The organism is Sphingomonas sp. Leaf198, from assembly GCF_001424005.1.
GTDB lineage: Bacteria > Pseudomonadota > Alphaproteobacteria > Sphingomonadales > Sphingomonadaceae > Sphingomonas.
In genome coordinates, this window is the sequence record NZ_LMPX01000001.1 from 307,536 (window position 1) to 323,357 (window position 15,822).

Here is a 15,822-nt window from a genome sequence, read left to right on the forward strand (position 1 = left end):
CAAGACCCGAGCGGGCCAGTCCTTCGATACGCCGTCTCGACAAGCTCGACGTCTACTCGGGACGAACGGGATGGGTTAGTCGGTCCGGGTGCAACCAGCGCGGCAGGGTAAAACAATGGACGAGGTGGCTCTCCACCGATCCATATCCGCCTTAGCCATTAGACAAGCGCGCCCGTGCGCCTATATGAGCGGCGGGGGCGGTCACAACGCATCCCGCCTTCTTTGTTTCCAGGACGATCACACGCATGGCATCCGCAGCCGACCAGATGGCGCAAAGCATCAGCCTTTCGAAATTCGCGAAGGCGACCGACCTCAAGAAGCGGTTGTGGTTCACGATCGGTGCGCTGATCATTTTCCGCCTGCTCAGCTATGTCCCGCTGCCGGGTGTCGACCCGACCGCGCTCGGTCTGCTCTCGCAGCAGACGCAGGGCGGCGTGCTCGATTTCTTCAACACCTTCTCGGGTGGTTCGCTCAGCCGCATGTCGCTGATCGCGCTCGGCGTGATGCCCTACATCACCGCCTCGATCGTGGTGCAGCTCGCGACTTCGCTGTCGCCGACGCTCGCAGCCATCAAGAAGGACGGCGAATCGGGTCGCAAGCGCCTCAACCAGTACACGCGCTATGGCACCGTCGGCCTGACCGCGGTGCAGGGCTATTTCATCGCCGTCGGCCTTGAGACGCTCGGCGCCGCACAGGGCATCCAGGCAGTCATCGAGCCCGGCATGATGTTCCGCGTCGCCGCGGTCATCTCGCTGATCGGCGGTACGATGTTCCTGATGTGGCTCGGCGAGCAGATCACCAGCCGCGGCATCGGCAACGGCGTCTCGCTGATCATCATGGCCGGCATCGTCGCGCATCTGCCCGTCACGCTCGTCAACCTGCTCGAAGGCGGCCGCTCGGGCTCGCTCGATCCGATCAAGCTGATCGGCATCGTCGTTGCGGTGGTCGTGCTGATCCTCTTCATCTGCTTCATGGAGCGCGCGCAGCGCCGCATCCTGATCCAGTATCCCAAGCGCCAGACGCAGCGCGGCATGCAGGCCGATCGCAGCCATCTGCCGCTGAAGATCAACACCGCCGGCGTCATTCCGCCGATCTTCGCGTCGTCGCTGCTGCTGATGCCGCTGACGATCTCGCAGTTCGCCGGACAGCGTGTCGCAGGCGAATCGAAGTGGGGTGACTTCATCATCACCCTCAACCAGTACCTGCAGCACGGCTCACCCGTGTACATGCTGCTGTACGGCGCCGGCATCATCTTCTTCTCGTTCTTCTACACCGCGGTCGTCTTCAACCCCGAGGAAACCGCCGACAACCTGAAGCGCAATGGCGGGTTTATCCCCGGCATCCGCCCGGGCAAGAATACCGAGAACTATTTCGATTACGTGCTGACGCGTATCACCGTGATCGGTGCGGCGTATCTGACGATCATCTGCCTGTTGCCGGAATATCTGGTGACCGCGTTGCAGATTCCGTTCTACCTCGGTGGCACCAGCTTGCTGATCGTCGTCAACGTGACGATGGACACGGTGACGCAGATCCAGTCGCATTTGCTGGCGCACCAGTATGGCGACCTGATCAAGAAGGCGAAGCTCAAGGGCAATCGACTTCGTTAAGTTGCGGGGCTAACCCGGTTTAAATCCTGCACGAACGAGGGGAGTGCGTTTCGTGAATATCATCCTTCTTGGACCGCCCGGCGCGGGCAAGGGCACGCAAGCCGCCACGCTCGTCAGCGAGCGCGGCATGGTGCAGCTTTCGACCGGCGACATGCTGCGTGCAGCGGTCGCCGCCGGGACGCCGGTCGGACTCCAGGCGAAGTCGGTGATGGAGTCCGGCGGTCTCGTGTCTGACGAGATCGTGTCGGGCATTATCGGCGAGCGTCTCGATCAGCCGGACACGGCGAACGGCGTAATATTCGACGGCTATCCGCGGACGGCTGCTCAGGCCGAAGCGCTCGACGGTCTGCTTGCCGATCGCGGTCGCACGCTCGACTACGTCATCGAACTCGGCGTCGACGAAGCCGCGCTGATCGACCGCGTCGTCGGCCGCTACACCTGCGCCAAGTGCGGCACGGGCTATCACGACCGCTACAAGAAGCCGGTCGTTGCCGGCGTCTGCGACGTCTGCGGCTCGACCGAGTTCAAGCGCCGTCCCGACGACAACGCGGAAACGGTTCACAACCGCATGGCGGAATATCGTGCGAAGACGGCACCGATCCTGCCGATCTACGATGCACGGGGTCTGGTCCACCGCGTCGACGGCATGGCCGACATCGCGCACGTCGGCGCTGCGATCGCTGCGATTCTCGACAAGAAGTAGGCATGTTCCGCCGCAGAGGCGTGAGCCCAAACTGGGCTCACGCCTTTGCGCGCCCCCTCCGTGATCCCGGCGAACGCCGGGACCCACGGATACGGCGAACCAAGCGATAGCGAACAACCATTACCCACTCCGCAACCATGGGTCCCGGCGTTCGCCGGGGTAGGGGTTGGGTAGATTTTTGGGACGGTTTCGTATCGAGCCCCAAAACAACATCAACATGACGAAATTGTCACCCCTCGGTCATCGCCCTGACCCCCGCCCGATCCTAGAACTAATACGTGACCAGCAACGGTCGCATGAGTTTCCAGAGATCGGTGCCCGTCACTCCCGGGGGTACCGTGGGGGCCGGCGGGAAGGGTTCTTTCCGCCGGCCTTTCCGTTTATAAGGGCAGGAGATGGTGACCGAAATCGGTGGCAGGGAAGGTGATACCGCGTTGAGCCGCAAGATCCTGATCGTTGAGGACGACGCCTCGACATCCGCCTATCTTGCCAAGGGCCTGGCTGAGGCCGGCCATGCAATCGAAGCGTGTGCAGACGGCCGTGACGGCCTGTTCCTCGCCAGCGAGGGCATCTTCGACCTCATCATCGCGGATCGCATGCTGCCGGGCCTGGATGGCCTGTCGATGGTCAGCGCGATTCGCGCCGCGGGCATCGCGACGCCTGTCCTGATCCTGTCCGCGCTCGCCGCCGTCGACGACCGCGTCGATGGCCTTAAGGCCGGCGCCGACGACTATCTGTGCAAGCCCTTCTCGTTCGCCGAGCTCTCCGCGCGGATCGAGGCCATGCTCCGCCGCTCCGACCGCGCCGCGACCGAGCCGCAGAAGACCAAGCTCTCCGTCGGCGACCTCGAAATCGATCTGCTCGCCCGCGCGGTGTCGCGCGCCGGCCGCTCGATCCCGCTCGGCGCCCGCGAGTTCAACCTGCTTGAGTTCCTCGCCCGCCACGCCGGCCAGGTGGTGACGCGCACTATGATGCTCGAGAAGATCTGGAACTATCACTTCGACCCGGGCTCGAACGTCGTCGACGTCCATATCGGCCGTCTCCGCCGTAAGCTCGAGGAAGGTTTCCCGACGCCGATCCTCCACACGGTCCGCGGCGCAGGCTACCGGCTCGCCGTAGAAGGGTGATTCGCCTTTCGGTAACAGCCCGGATCGCGCTGCTCTCGATCGCGCTGGCGCTGATATCCAATCTCGCGCTGGTCGGTTTCGTCTGGAAGACCACCAGCGCGGACGCGATCGACGCGATCCGGCGCGAGACCACCGAACAATCCGAAGCCCTCCGCGCGGTCTGGCGTAACGGCGGCCTCCCCGCGATCCGTCAGGCGATCGACAGCGCGGTCGTCCCCGGCGACGTGTCGCTCGTCCTCGCGGTGGTCGACCCGAAGGGCAGGGCAGTCGTCGGCATCGCGCCCGAACGCCTCGCAGTCCCGCTCCGCATCACGCAGTTCCGGATCGCACGACTCGGTGCGGACGAACTCTGGTCGGCGCGCGAGACCGGGTACGCGCTCCATCCGCTCGGCAGCTACTGGCTCCTGACCGGCCGCAATCTCGACCTGATCGCCGCGGAGGAGCGCGCGATCGAACGCGCGCTTGCGGTCGCCGTGTTCCTGTCACTTGCGCTGGGCGTGGTAGGCGGGCTGGTCCTCACGCGTTACGTCAGCCGCCGGCTCGACGGTATCGCCAAGGCGATCGAGGCGGCTGGCGAAGGCGATCTCTCCCGGCGCGTCAACATGATCGCGGGTGGCGGCGATGCGTTCGATCGTCTTGCCGCACGGCTCAACGTCATGCTGGGCAAGCTCGAAGGCGTGATGGCCGAACTTCGGATCGTCACCGACAGCCTCGCACACGACCTCCGCTCGCCGCTCGCGCGCCTGCGTACCAAGACCGAGCAGGCAGTGCTGATCGCCGATCCCGACGCTCGGGAAGCGGCGCTGGGCGGCCTCCTGGTCGAAACCGACCTGGTGATGCGGATGCTGACGATGGTGATCGAGATCAGCCGCTCCGGCTCGGTATCGCGCGACCGCTTCATCGAGGTCTCGCCCGCGAACCTGCTGGAGGAGATCGGCGAACTCTACGCGCCCGTCGCGGAGGACGCCGGCCTCGTCTTCACGATCGCGATCGACGACCGCCCACCGCCGATGAAGCTGCACCGCGAACTCATCAGTCAGGCGATCACCAACCTGATCGATAACGCGCTCCGCCACGGCGCCGGCGGTGGCGAAGTCACCCTGCGGATCGTCCACCGCACCGACGGCGTAGCGATCCAGGTCGAGGACCGCGGCCCCGGCATCGCCGCCTCCGACCGTGCCCAGGCGCTGAAGCGCTTCGGCCGCCTCGACAGCGCACGATCGACGCCAGGCGCAGGACTCGGCATGGCGCTGATCGAGGCCGTCGCGCGGCTCCACGATGGCCACTTTGAGCTCGCCGACAACGCCCCCGGCCTCGTCGCCCGCATAGTCCTCCCCGTCTGATCCCCTTGGCGGGGAGGATCGATTGCGGCAATCGGTTGACCCCGACGGCGACCGCGGCGAGACCGTACCCATGACGACGCTCGCCTCCCATCGCCGCATCCTTGCCGCCAGCCTGGTCGGCACCGCGGTCGAATTCTACGATTTCTACATCTACGCGACCGCCGCGGCACTGGTGTTCGGGCCGCTGTTCTTCTCGGGCCAGTCCGCGTCGGCGCAGTTGCTGCTGAGCTATGCGACGTTCGGCCTCGCCTTCGTCGCCCGCCCTGTCGGCGCGATCGTGTTCGGGCACTTCGGTGATCGCATCGGGCGTAAGTCCACCCTAGTCGCGTCGCTGTTGCTGATGGGCGGATCGACCGTCGGTATCGCATTCCTCCCCACCTACGCACAAGTCGGTTGGATCGCCCCCGCGCTGCTGTGCCTGATGCGGCTCGGGCAGGGGCTCGGGCTTGGCGGCGAATGGGGCGGGGCGGCGCTGCTGGCGGTCGAGAACGCGCCGCCGCACCGCAAAAACACCTGGGGGATGTTCCCGCCGCTTGGCGCCCCGGTGGGCTTCCTCGCCGCGAACGGGCTGTTCCTGGTCATCGGGCTCGTGCTCGACGAGGCGCAGTTCCTCGCCTGGGGCTGGCGCATCCCGTTCCTGCTCAGCGCGATCCTCGTCGGGCTCGGCCTGTGGGTGCGGCTGAAGCTGACCGAGACGCCAGCGTTCCTGGAAGCGGAGGCGACCGAGGCACTGCCCAAGGTACCGATCGCAACGCTGCTCACGCACCATCTTCGTGCGACACTCGCGGGCACGTTTGGCGTCATCGCGTGCTTCGCGCTGTTCTACCTCGCGACCGCGTTCGCGCTGGGTTACGGCACCAAGACGCTCGGCTATTCGCGCGAGGCGTTCCTAGGCGTCGAACTCGTCGCGATCTGGTTCCTGGCAGGCGGCGTGATCGTCGCGAGCGTGCTGGCGGACCGGCACTCCGCGGCGCGGATGCTGGCGATCGGGTTTGCCGGGTGCATCGGTGTCGGCGCGCTGATGGGGCCGATGCTTGGCTCGGGATCGCTGTTCACGGTGTGGCTGTGGTTGTCGGGCGCGCTGTTCGTGATGGGGTTCGCGTACGGGCCGCTCGGTGGCTGGCTGCCGAGCCTGTTTCCGGCGGGGGTGCGCTACACCGGCGTCTCGATGACGTTCAATCTTGGCGGCGTGCTGGGCGGTGCGCTGGCGCCGATCGTCGCGGAGGCACTGGCCCCGCATGGGTTGTGGCTGGTCGGCGGGTATCTGATGGCGGCCGGGGTGCTGAGCCTTGGCGGGCTGCTGATCCTCGGCCGCACGACCGACAAATAGAATGCTCTCCCGCCTCTGCGGGAGAGCATGCCTTTACGCCGACACTGGCCGCAAGAGCGTCAGCCGCGCCTTACCGTGCACACGCGTGGCGTCGACATCGAAGCCGGCGAGCTCGACGACCTCGGCCTTCGCCGTCTCCAGGCTGATCCACGTCGCCGGTCCGACCCAACCCAGCCGCGACAGCTTGTCGAGCGCGACCAGTCCCGCACCGGTGTTATAGGGCGGATCCATCAGGATCACGTCGAGCGGCGCCGGTGCGGGCCCGAGCGCCATCACCGACGTCGCGCGGACATCACCACGGATCTCCAGCTTGGCAAGGTTCGCCTTCAGCGCGTCGACCGCCAGCTTGTCCGATTCGACGAACATGCACGTTCCCGCGCCACGCGAAAGCGCCTCGATGCCGAGCGCGCCCGAGCCTGCGAAGAGATCGGCGACCGCCAGCCCCTCGAAGCTGCCGACGCGACTGGTCAGCATAGAGAACAAGGTCTCGCGCATCCGGTCGGCGGTGGGACGCGTGGTATCACCCTTGGGTGCGGCGACCTGACGGCCGCGGTACAGTCCTGCGATGATCCGCATCAGCGCTTCCCTCCACGTGGTGCACGGGGCGGATGACCGCGCCCTCCCGATGGACCCTTGCCCGGTGCAGTAGGACGACTGCCGCGCTCGGGCCGCGCCGGACCCTCCGACCGCACCGGCCGTGGCTCGGCACCCGGACGTCCGCTGGCACTCCGCGCTGCGCGCTTGTCGAGTGAGCTGCGTCCCCGCGTATCGTCGGCCTGCGGACGGAAGCCCCGCGGCTGCTCCTGACGCTGCACCGTAGCGCCCGCACCGACTCGCGACGGCGCAGCGCGCTCCCGCGGTGGCTTGGCGGCGCGGAAATGCTTGATCTTGGGGTTCGTGCTCAGCTCCTCGCCGCGGTCCGCACGCTCCTGCCGCACATACGGCTTCGAGGTCTCGCCACTCGTCGGCCGGGCGTGATGCGTCCCGCTCGGCCGCGCCGCGTTGCGTGTATCGGGCCGAGCCCAAGGATCGTTGACGTCGCCGCGCTGCATCGCCGCGGTCGGCCGGATCCGCTCCGGACGTGCCGGTCGCGAAGGCCGATCGGTCGGTACCGCGCCGCTCGAAAAACCCGAGCTTGCAGGCGCCGCATACGGACTGCGAACCGGTGTACGCGCACCAGCAGCTGGCCGCGCACCCGAAACCGGACGCGCACCCGGCGCCGGCCGCGTCGTCGGCGCAGGCCGGGCCGCATTGCTGCCACGCTGGCTGGACCGCGCACCGATCCCAGCTCCCGCACCGGCGCTCGCACTGATCCCGATGTTCGCGCGCGCGCCCGGACCCTCGGGTCGACCCTTCGCGAGTTCCTTCTGGAACGCGACGACGTCATGCTGGAGCACTTCGCCGATCTGCCCGGGCGGCAGGTCGCCGAGCACGAACGGGCCATAACGTGTCCGGATCAGCCGCGAGACCTGCAACCCGAGATGCTCCAGTACGCGGCGGACTTCGCGGTTCTTTCCCTCGGTCAGGATCATTTCGATCCAGACGTTCGCGCCGGTCCGACGCTCGATATTCGCGTTGATCGAGCCGTAGCGGACGCCTTCGATTTCGATCCCCTCGATCAATTCCTCGAGCTGCGGCTGCGTGATGTTGCCGTAAGCACGCGCACGATAGGCACGCTCGACACCCGTCGCGGGCAGTTCGAGCTGGCGCTTGAGCCCACCATCGGTGGTCATCAGCAACAGCCCTTCGGTGTTGAGATCGAGCCGCCCGACCGGCACCAGCCGTGGCAGATCCTGCGGCAGGCGGTCGTAAATCGTCGTGCGGCCCGCGGGATCGCGCTCGGTGACGAGCAGCCCGGTCGGCTTGTGATACAGGAACAGCCGAGCCGAACTGGGTGCCTCGACCGGGTCGCCATCGACCGTAACGCCGTTGAGGTTGCGCAGGATCGTCGCGGGCGTGTCGAGAATGCTGCCGTTGAGCGCGACGCGGCCCTCGGCGATCATGCGCTCGATATCGCGGCGCGAGGCGATGCCGGCGCGCGCGAGCAGCTTGGCGATACGGTCGCCCTTGATCGGTGCGGCCGGCGTTTCGGGGGAGGTTGCGGGCGCGTCGTTCGACGGGCTGGCAGTCGGGTTATCGTCTTTTGAAGTCGTCATGGCGCGGCTGATACTATGGATCGGCGTCCAGCGCGAAATATTTGCGACCGTTCGTGTTGCGGTGCGTTAGACCCACAAGCGTAACGATCGTTCGGCACGCTGTGGGGTCTCGACCATCATGTTGTTCGGCAAGAAGAAGCGAAACATCGTGCGCCTCCTGCTGGTCGAGGACGAGCCGCTGATCGCGTTCGACAACGAGCATTTCCTGACCGAGGCGGCCTACACGATCGTGGCGACGGTCGACCGCGTCGCCGATGCGCTCGCGATCATTGCCAACAGCACCGATGCGGATGGCAATGCGGAGATCGACCTGGTGCTGGTCGACGTTCATCTCGCCGACGGCTCGGGCCTCGACGTGGCGCGCGCGGCGCAGGCGCGGGGCGTGCCGGTGATGTTCGTGACCGGCAACTTTCCGGACGAGGCGATGGCGCTGGCGACGGGATGCCTGACGAAGCCCTATGCGCCGCGCGACCTGATCGGTGCGATCGCGGTCATCGACGCACGGATCGGTGGCGCGACTCCGAAGCGCCTGCCGCCGGGGTTCAGGTTGTTTGCGACGCTGACCTAGCTGGCATTGACGCCAGCCTGCGCTGGCATCCCGCGGTTTTCGCGCTAGGGTCCTGCTCGATCGAGTAGGGAAGTTTTGCGTATGGACGACACCGCAGGCAAGCGCTGGAGCGACGGATTTCGGCCGTATGCCGAGAAGGCGCCCCTGGCAGCCCTCGCGCTCGGGATGTCGTCGGGCTTTCCCTATGCGATGATCGGCGCGACGCTGACTACGCGGCTGGCGGCGAGCGGCATCGACAAGAAGACAGTGACCGCGTTCAGTCTCGCCTTCCTCGTCTACAATCTCAAATTCCTGTGGGCATGGATCGTCGATGGTGTCCGGCTGCCGATCATCAGTCGCCTCGGTCAACGCGTGTCCTGGCTGATCGTCACGGCGGCGCTGGTGATCGCGGCGGTGGTGAACCTTGCGCTGGTCGATCCGTCGGCCAGTATCGCCAGTACCGCGACCGCAGCGATATTGGTCGGTGCGGCGGGGGCGACGTTCGACATCGTGATCGATGCGTTCCGGATCGAGATCCTCGAACCGCGCCAATTGGGCGTCGGCTCCGGCATGAGCCAATATGGCTGGCGGATCGGCTCTGCGGGTGCCGGGGCGCTTGCCTTGGTGGTCGCGGAACGTGCGGGTTGGAGCGCGGCATATCTGGCCTGCACGATCTTCGCGCTGCCGGCGGTGCTGGCGGGACTGGTGCTCGGTGAGCCCGAACGTCGCCGTCCGCCGATCGAACGGCGCGGGCTGGGCGAGGGGTTCCGCGCGATCTGGGTGCCGTTCGTGCAGTTCTTCTCGCGCGAAGGTGCATTCGTCGTCCTCGCCTTCATCCTGATCTTCAAGGTCGGCGACACGTTGGCCAACCTGACCTTGCGCCTGCTGTTCGACGATCTCGGCTTCACCGGCGACGAGATCGCGTTCTACGATGTCGGCGTCGGCTTCTTCGCGTATCTGGTCGGCATCTTCATCGGTGGCATCCTGTATGCGCGGATGGGGATGAAGCGCTCGGTGCTGTTGTCGCTCGTGCTGATGGGCGTGTCGAACCTCTCGTTCGCCGCGCTGGCGGCGGCCGGCCATTCGAATATCGGCATGGCGGGCGCGATCGGCTTCGAGAACGCCTCCAGCGGCTTCGGCGGCGTCGTCGTCATCGCGTATTTTTCTGCGCTGTGCGACCTGCGTTTCACCGCGGCGCAGTTCGCGCTGATCTCGGCGGCGGCGAGCGTCGTCGGCCGGATCGTGACCGGCACCACGGCGGGCGGACTGATCGACGCGATGGGCTATGTGAATTTCTATCTTCTGACGACCGTGCTTGCGTTGCCGGGCGTGGCGCTGTTCTGGTGGATGAGCCGCTCCGGTATGATCGACCGGTCGATCGGCAGCGCAGGCGTCGAGGGAGAAGGCGACGCGCGTGTCCCTGCGCCGGACTGACCGTCGATGGCGGGTGCGACGCGAGGTGACCGCTCGCTCATCGTCGTCGTCGGGCGAGTCGCGTTGACCAGCGTTGCCACGCAGGCGTTGGTGGCGGGGGCCCAACCAGTTTCGAGCAGCAGGGGCTCAGTCCCAGCAAGGCGATGGCGAGCGGCGCGACGGTCCAGTGATCGCGCCGCGCCGATCACCGGGCTCATGAAAGAACCGAAGGCGCCCGCGCGCGAACGCTGCCTTGGGCGGCGACGGCGTGATCCCCGGCCGCATCACGTCGTCGCTGCATAACAGATCATCGCAAACCGTGTCGCGCGCACGACGAGAGCGTTACGCCTGAAATATCCCGGACAAACACGCGATGCAGGGCGTCGCCATGATCACACTCCATCCAGGCTTTCCTGAAAGCTCAGCCGCTCCGGGCGATGTCGATGACCAAGTCGTCGGCGGTGCGCGGATCGTCATCGTCGACGACGATCCCGGTCTGCGGGAATTGCTCACCGAATTTCTGGTCGATCACGGCTTGCGTGCCGAGGCGGTCGAGAGCGGGGCAGCGCTGCGCGCGTGGCTGGCGAATCACGCGTGCGATCTCGTCGTGCTGGACATGATGATGCCGGGCGAGGACGGCCTGTCGGTGCTTCGCACATTGACGCAAAGCGGCGATGCGCCGGCGGTCATCATGTTCTCGGCGCTTGCGGGCGAGGTGGACCGGGTGGTCGCGCTCGAACTCGGCGCGGACGACTACGTCACGAAGCCGTCGAGCCCCAGGGAGATTCTAGCGCGCATCCGGTCGGTGTTGCGGCGGCGCGGGGCTGCGACGCCTGCTCCCTCGGGAGCCCACGAGCCAATAGCGAGCGAGGCGCCGCCTTCAGCTCGGATCGAGGCCTACACGTTCGCCGGATGGACCCTGAACTGCCGCATGCGGACGCTGCACACGCCGGACGGTACCGCGGTTCGTCTCACCGATGGCGAGTTCCAGTTGCTCAACGTGTTCGTGTCGCAGCCGCAGGTCGTGCATACGCGCGACGACATGATCACGCAGTCGGGCAGGGCGGAGAGCCTGTCGCGGGGGCGGACGATCGACGTGAACATCAGCCGCCTCCGACGCAAGCTGCAGGCGTTCGATACGACCGAGATCATCCGCACGGTGCGCGGCAACGGCTATATCCTGATGCCGGACGTCGTTCGAAGCTGATCGGAAAGTAGCGCTTGGCAGCGGCACGGCGATACGACGAGAAGTAACGCTGAGTGCTGGGAATTCAGATGGTGGCTACGGCAGAGCTGTAAGACCAGCTGCTGAGAACAAAGGCGCACCCCGCACCTTTTCCGATATCGGCCAACTCCGCCTTTTTCCAAGGCGGGGTGGCTCCCTGAGTAGGATTCGAACCTACGGCCACTCGATTAACAGTCGAGAGCTCTACCGCTGAGCTATCAGGGATCGTTGCCGAGGGCGGCTCTATAACTGGCCCTCCGGATCATGCAAGCGGGTTTCGACGCAAATCCGTAAACTTTCGTTCCGGCCCTGCATCGGCAACCGCGTCAGGAGATGAACTGCTCCATCGTGATGCGGTCGTCGAGCGCATGCTCCGGGTCGAACAGCAGCGTCAGCTCGCGCGCGCGGTCCATGCAGATGTCAACGCGGGCGATATCGCGGATCTCACGCTGGTCGGCGACGACCGATACGGGCCGCTTGGCGGCGTCGAGGACGCGCACGCCGATCCGGGCCTTGTCGGGGAGGATCGCACCACGCCAGCGCCGCGGACGGAACGGGCTGATCGGAGTCAGCGCGATCATCCCCGAGCCCAACGGCAGGATCGGGCCGTGTGCCGACAGATTATAGGCTGTCGAGCCGGCGGGCGTGGCGACCAGGATGCCATCGCAGGCGAGTTCGGGCAGGACGATGCGCTCGTTGACGGTGATCTCGAGATTGGCGGTTTGGCGGGTCTCGCGCAGGAACGACACCTCGTTGATTGCGGGCAGCGTGTGGGTGCGGCCATCGACGCCGATCGCGGTCATCGTGAGTGGCACGACCTTGAACGGCTTCGCGCGCTCGAGACGATCAAGCAGGCCGTGATGGCGCCACTCGTTCATCAGGAACCCCACCGTGCCGAGGTTCATGCCGAAGACCGGCACCGGCGGCTTGCGGCGCTCCAGCATGGCATGGAGCGTCTGCAGCATGAAACCGTCGCCGCCGAGCGCGATGATCGCGTCGGCTTCGTCGACCGACACCCAGTCGCCCGTATCGGCAAGCTGGGCCTCGGCGGCGCGAGCAGGCGGTGTCGTGGATGCGACCAGCGCCAGCCGCTCGAACCGGCTCATCCTCCGGTGACGCTCATGTGACGCGAGACCGCAGGGCGCTCGCCGACGCCGATGCGGAAGTCGTGCGCCTTCGGCTTCGCGAAGAGCCCGGCATCGATCGCCTCGTCGAGCCCGGCCGTGCCGCCCTCGCGCAACGCGGCCTTCAGATCGACCTGATCATCGTGGCCAAGGCACATGTAGAGCTTGCCCTCGGTCGTCAGGCGAACGCGGTTGCAGCCGTCGCAAAAATTGGCGGTCAGCGGCGATATCAGCCCAAGCCGCGTGCGCGTGCCATCGACGTTCCAGTAGCGCGCCGGGCCACCGGTCTTGTACGCATCGCGCGCCAACGTGAACTGCCGGCCGAGCTCGTCGAACACCTTGGTCAGTGGCAGGAAGCGATCGGTACGATCCTCGTCGATCGCGCCGAGCGGCATCGTCTCGATCAGTGACAGGTCGAAGCCCTCGTCGCGGCACCATGCGAGCATCGGCGCGATCTCGTCCTCGTTGAAACCCTTGAGCGCGACCATATTGATCTTGATCGCCAGCCCCGCGTCACGCGCCGCCATGATCCCGCCGATCACCTGCGACACGTCGCCGTGACGGGTGATGTAGCGGAACCGCTCCGGATCGCGGCTGTCCATACTGACGTTGACGCGGCGAATGCCGGCATCGACCATCGCCTCGGCATGCTGCGCGAGGCGCGTGCCGTTGGTGGTCATCGTCAGTTCTTCGAGGCCAGATCCGATGTTGTGGCCCAGGCGATGGACGAGTTCGGCGACATCGCGGCGGACGAGAGGCTCACCGCCCGACAACCGGATCTTGGTAACCCCGCGTGCGATGAAGCGTTCGGCGATGATCGCGATCTCTTCGAGGCTCAGCAACTTGGCGCGCGGCAGGAACGTCATCTGCTCGGCCATGCAATACCGGCACCGAAGATCGCACCGGTCCGTCACCGAAATCCGGAGATACTTGATCGTCCGGCCATGCGTGTCCTGCAACGGCTTTTGCGCCGGAACGGCGGGCAGGGGATTGGCGGTGTCGATCATCACAGACGAGCTAAGCACAGGAGGGGCCTCGAACAAGGCCGAACCGGACGGTAATGGATTGGCGGGCAGCGACGCTGCGGCTAGGCTCGCACCGATGGGGTGGGGTGCGACGGATATGGAAGACATGCAGACGGCAACGACGCTGTTCGCGGTATCGTTCCGTCAACGCGATGAGATCGCCAGGATTCTGGCCGATGCCGGCGCCGGTGCGGACTGGCATGCGGCAGTAACGAGCGATGCCGTGGCGATCGAAAGCCGCTTTCTCGCAAGCGGCGCGGCAGTGGCGCTGATCGACGCGCGCGGTGCGCTCGACGAGGGTATTGCGGCGACGCTTGCGCTGGGCGGGCTGGTCGCCACCAACGGCGCGGCGCTGCTCGTGCTGGTGTCGCGCGGCGATGTCGAAGCGATCGGCGAGTTCTTCGATGCGGGCGCAACGCAATTCCTGACGAGCCCGGCAGCCGATAGCGAGTTGATCCAGGCGCTCCGCTTCGCCGGGCGCCATGCGGTCCGCTCTTCTGGGAGCGCGGTCGATCGACGCAGGATCCCCGGCGCGACGCTGTACGACCGCGAAACCGGTGACGTTCGCCGCTGGATCATCGGCCGGATCGCCGCCGACTGCCCGGTCGCGGTGGTGCTGGTGTCGTTGTCGCGCCTCGATATCGTCAATGCGGCACATGGGCGGCCGATGGTGGACGCATTGATCGAGACAGCGGTGCGGCGGACCGAGACGATCGCGCACGCGGCGATCGACGTGGACTCGATGGTCGCGCGACTTGGCGGGTCGGAATTCGCGCTGGTGATCGAGGCGTCGGGTGCAGCCGTGACGGCAGCGATCACCGCGCTCGACGCGGCGCTCGCGCGGCCGTTCGCGGTGGCCGATACGCGTGCAGTACTCGGCTGTCGGTTCGGGGTGGCGCAGCGTCAGCCGGGCGACGACGCGGCGGCGTTGCTGCGTCGCGCGAGCGAAGCATTGGCGGAAGCCAAGGCGAGCGACGGATCGGTGTTGCATGTCGCGCTGCCCGACGGCGTCGCGCCGATCGATGCGCTCGCGATCGACCTGCATCACGCGATCGAACGCGACGAGATCGACCTGCGCTGGCAACCCCAGGTCGAGATCGCGAGCGGTCGGATCACTGGCGTCGAGGCGCTGGCGCGGTGGAGCCACCGGACGCTGGGGCCGCTAGGTGCGGATACGCTGTTCGACGCCGCCGATCGCGCCGACCTGGGGATCGCCTTGTCCGATCATATCCAGCGGCTGGTGCTCGCGCGCGCGGTTGCCTGGCCGGCGGCGCTGAACACGTTGCGGGTTTCGCTGAACCTGACCGCGGCGGATATCACGCGGCCCGGGTTCGCGGCGCTGTTCCTGGCACGGGTCGACGAAAGCGGCTTTCCGCGCGGGCGGTTGACCGTCGAGATCACCGAGACCGGGCTGATCGAAGACCTGGCGGCGGCATCGGCGTTGCTGGCGGAGCTACGCGGGGCAGGGTGCCGCGTTGCGATCGACGATTTCGGTACGGGCTATTCGAGCCTGGCCTATCTGAAGTCGCTGCCGCTCGATTACGTCAAGATCGACAAGTCGCTGGTGCGCGATATCGACGGATCGGCGCGCGACCGGGTGGTGGTCGCCGGCGCGATCACGATGGCGCGGTCGCTCGGGCTCGCGGTGATCGCCGAAGGCGTGGAAACGCCGTCGCAGCTCGAATTGCTCACGGCCGGCGGCTGTGGTCTGTACCAGGGCTTTCTGTTTTCGGAGCCCGTCGACGAGTCGGCGCTGCTCGAACTGGTGGGGAAAGAATGATGCGTGCTCTGCTGGTGCCGATCGTGATGATGAGCGCCGCCGCGGCGCCTGCGCAGGTCCCGGCCGAGACCGCCATCCGCGAGACGATGGCGGCGAGCGCGGCGGGCTGGAATGCGGGCGATCTTGTGCGGTTCATGGCGGTGTATGCCGACGATGCCGTGTTCGTGACGCCCAAGGGGCTGCTGCGCGGCAAGACGGCGATCGCGGCCAAATATCAGCCGAGCTTCCGCGGCGTCGGCAATGCGCGTGGCGCGCTGTCGTTCGCTTTCCTCGAGATGCGCGGGATTGATCCACGCCATGCGATGCTGTTCGCACGCTGGACGCTGACCGGCGCGTCGACCGTGGAAAGCGGGATGACGACGCTGGTGTTCGAACGGCGCGGGACCGCGTGGCAGATCATCGCGGACCACAGCAGCTGACACCCGACCTGCACCATACG

The 15,822-nt window shown here is 66.5% G+C and carries 14 protein-coding genes and 1 tRNA gene; 10 read left to right on the top strand and 5 right to left on the bottom strand.

The window, feature by feature from the left end; translation table 11 throughout:
• Nucleotides 1–245 precede the first annotated feature (245 nt).
• The 5 genes from secY to ASG20_RS01525 all read left to right on the top strand — a co-directional run bounded on the left by secY (nt 246) and on the right by ASG20_RS01525 (nt 6,113).
• Entirely contained in the window at nt 246–1,610 is a 1,365-nt protein-coding gene (gene secY, locus ASG20_RS01505) for a preprotein translocase subunit SecY (RefSeq protein ID WP_055872627.1), read from the top strand.
• Between the two features lie 52 nt (nt 1,611–1,662).
• Nucleotides 1,663–2,313: an adenylate kinase gene (locus tag ASG20_RS01510; RefSeq protein WP_056050247.1), complete on the top strand. Its 651-nt coding sequence runs from the start codon at nt 1,663–1,665 to the stop codon at nt 2,311–2,313.
• A 434-nt stretch (nt 2,314–2,747) separates the two neighbouring features.
• The gene (locus tag ASG20_RS01515; RefSeq protein ID WP_056050249.1) at nt 2,748–3,440 is read left to right on the top strand and encodes a winged helix-turn-helix domain-containing protein; all 693 of its coding nucleotides are present in this window, start codon (nt 2,748–2,750) and stop codon (nt 3,438–3,440) included.
• Entirely contained in the window at nt 3,437–4,783 is a 1,347-nt protein-coding gene (locus tag ASG20_RS01520) for a sensor histidine kinase (RefSeq protein ID WP_056047633.1), read from the top strand. Before ASG20_RS01515 ends, ASG20_RS01520 begins: the two co-directional genes overlap by 4 nt.
• 70 nt (nt 4,784–4,853) lie before the next feature.
• A complete protein-coding gene (locus tag ASG20_RS01525) occupies nt 4,854–6,113 on the top strand; it encodes an MFS transporter (protein ID WP_056050251.1) in 1,260 nt (419 codons plus the stop codon).
• 33 nt (nt 6,114–6,146) lie between these two features.
• Here ASG20_RS01525 and rsmD read toward each other — a convergent pair whose 3' ends face one another.
• Nucleotides 6,147–6,689, bottom strand: a complete 543-nt coding sequence (rsmD, locus tag ASG20_RS01530) for a 16S rRNA (guanine(966)-N(2))-methyltransferase RsmD (RefSeq protein WP_056047636.1) — start codon at nt 6,687–6,689, stop codon at nt 6,147–6,149.
• Nucleotides 6,689–8,269, bottom strand: coding sequence for a pseudouridine synthase (locus tag ASG20_RS18850; RefSeq protein WP_082470679.1), 1,581 nt, complete (start codon nt 8,267–8,269; stop codon nt 6,689–6,691). The genes rsmD and ASG20_RS18850 overlap by 1 nt, the downstream gene beginning before the upstream one ends.
• 118 nt (nt 8,270–8,387) lie before the next feature.
• Between ASG20_RS18850 and ASG20_RS01540 the strand changes: the two genes are divergently transcribed.
• The 3 genes from ASG20_RS01540 (at nt 8,388) to ASG20_RS01550 (ending at nt 11,436) form a co-directional block, all read left to right on the top strand.
• On the top strand, nt 8,388–8,837 hold the full coding sequence (locus tag ASG20_RS01540; RefSeq protein ID WP_056047640.1) for a response regulator: 450 nt from the start codon (nt 8,388–8,390) through the stop codon (nt 8,835–8,837).
• An 81-nt stretch (nt 8,838–8,918) separates the two neighbouring features.
• Nucleotides 8,919–10,250, top strand: coding sequence for an AmpG family muropeptide MFS transporter (locus ASG20_RS01545; RefSeq protein WP_056047643.1), 1,332 nt, complete (start codon nt 8,919–8,921; stop codon nt 10,248–10,250).
• Nucleotides 10,251–10,617: 367 nt separating this feature from the next.
• Complete coding sequence (locus tag ASG20_RS01550) at nt 10,618–11,436, top strand: response regulator (protein ID WP_082470798.1); 819 nt, start codon at nt 10,618–10,620, stop codon at nt 11,434–11,436.
• A gap of 168 nt (nt 11,437–11,604) precedes the next feature.
• Here the strand turns inward: ASG20_RS01550 and ASG20_RS01555 are convergent.
• The 3 genes from ASG20_RS01555 to moaA all read right to left on the bottom strand — a co-directional run bounded on the left by ASG20_RS01555 (nt 11,605) and on the right by moaA (nt 13,585).
• Nucleotides 11,605–11,679, bottom strand: a tRNA-Asn gene (locus tag ASG20_RS01555).
• Nucleotides 11,680–11,780: 101 nt separating this feature from the next.
• Nucleotides 11,781–12,560: an NAD kinase gene (locus ASG20_RS01560; protein WP_056047646.1), complete on the bottom strand. Its 780-nt coding sequence runs from the start codon at nt 12,558–12,560 to the stop codon at nt 11,781–11,783.
• Nucleotides 12,557–13,585 carry a GTP 3',8-cyclase MoaA gene (gene moaA / locus ASG20_RS01565; RefSeq protein ID WP_056047648.1) on the bottom strand — a complete coding sequence of 343 codons (1,029 nt, stop codon included), beginning with the start codon at nt 13,583–13,585 and terminating at the stop codon, nt 12,557–12,559. The genes ASG20_RS01560 and moaA overlap by 4 nt, the downstream gene beginning before the upstream one ends.
• Here moaA and ASG20_RS01570 point away from each other — a divergent pair.
• Entirely contained in the window at nt 13,575–15,383 is a 1,809-nt protein-coding gene (locus ASG20_RS01570; RefSeq protein WP_231420360.1) for a putative bifunctional diguanylate cyclase/phosphodiesterase, read from the top strand. The two genes, moaA and ASG20_RS01570, sit on opposite strands and share 11 nt — an antisense overlap.
• A complete protein-coding gene (locus ASG20_RS01575; protein ID WP_231420359.1) occupies nt 15,383–15,802 on the top strand; it encodes a YybH family protein in 420 nt (139 codons plus the stop codon). Before ASG20_RS01570 ends, ASG20_RS01575 begins: the two co-directional genes overlap by 1 nt.
• Nucleotides 15,803–15,822 lie beyond the last annotated feature (20 nt).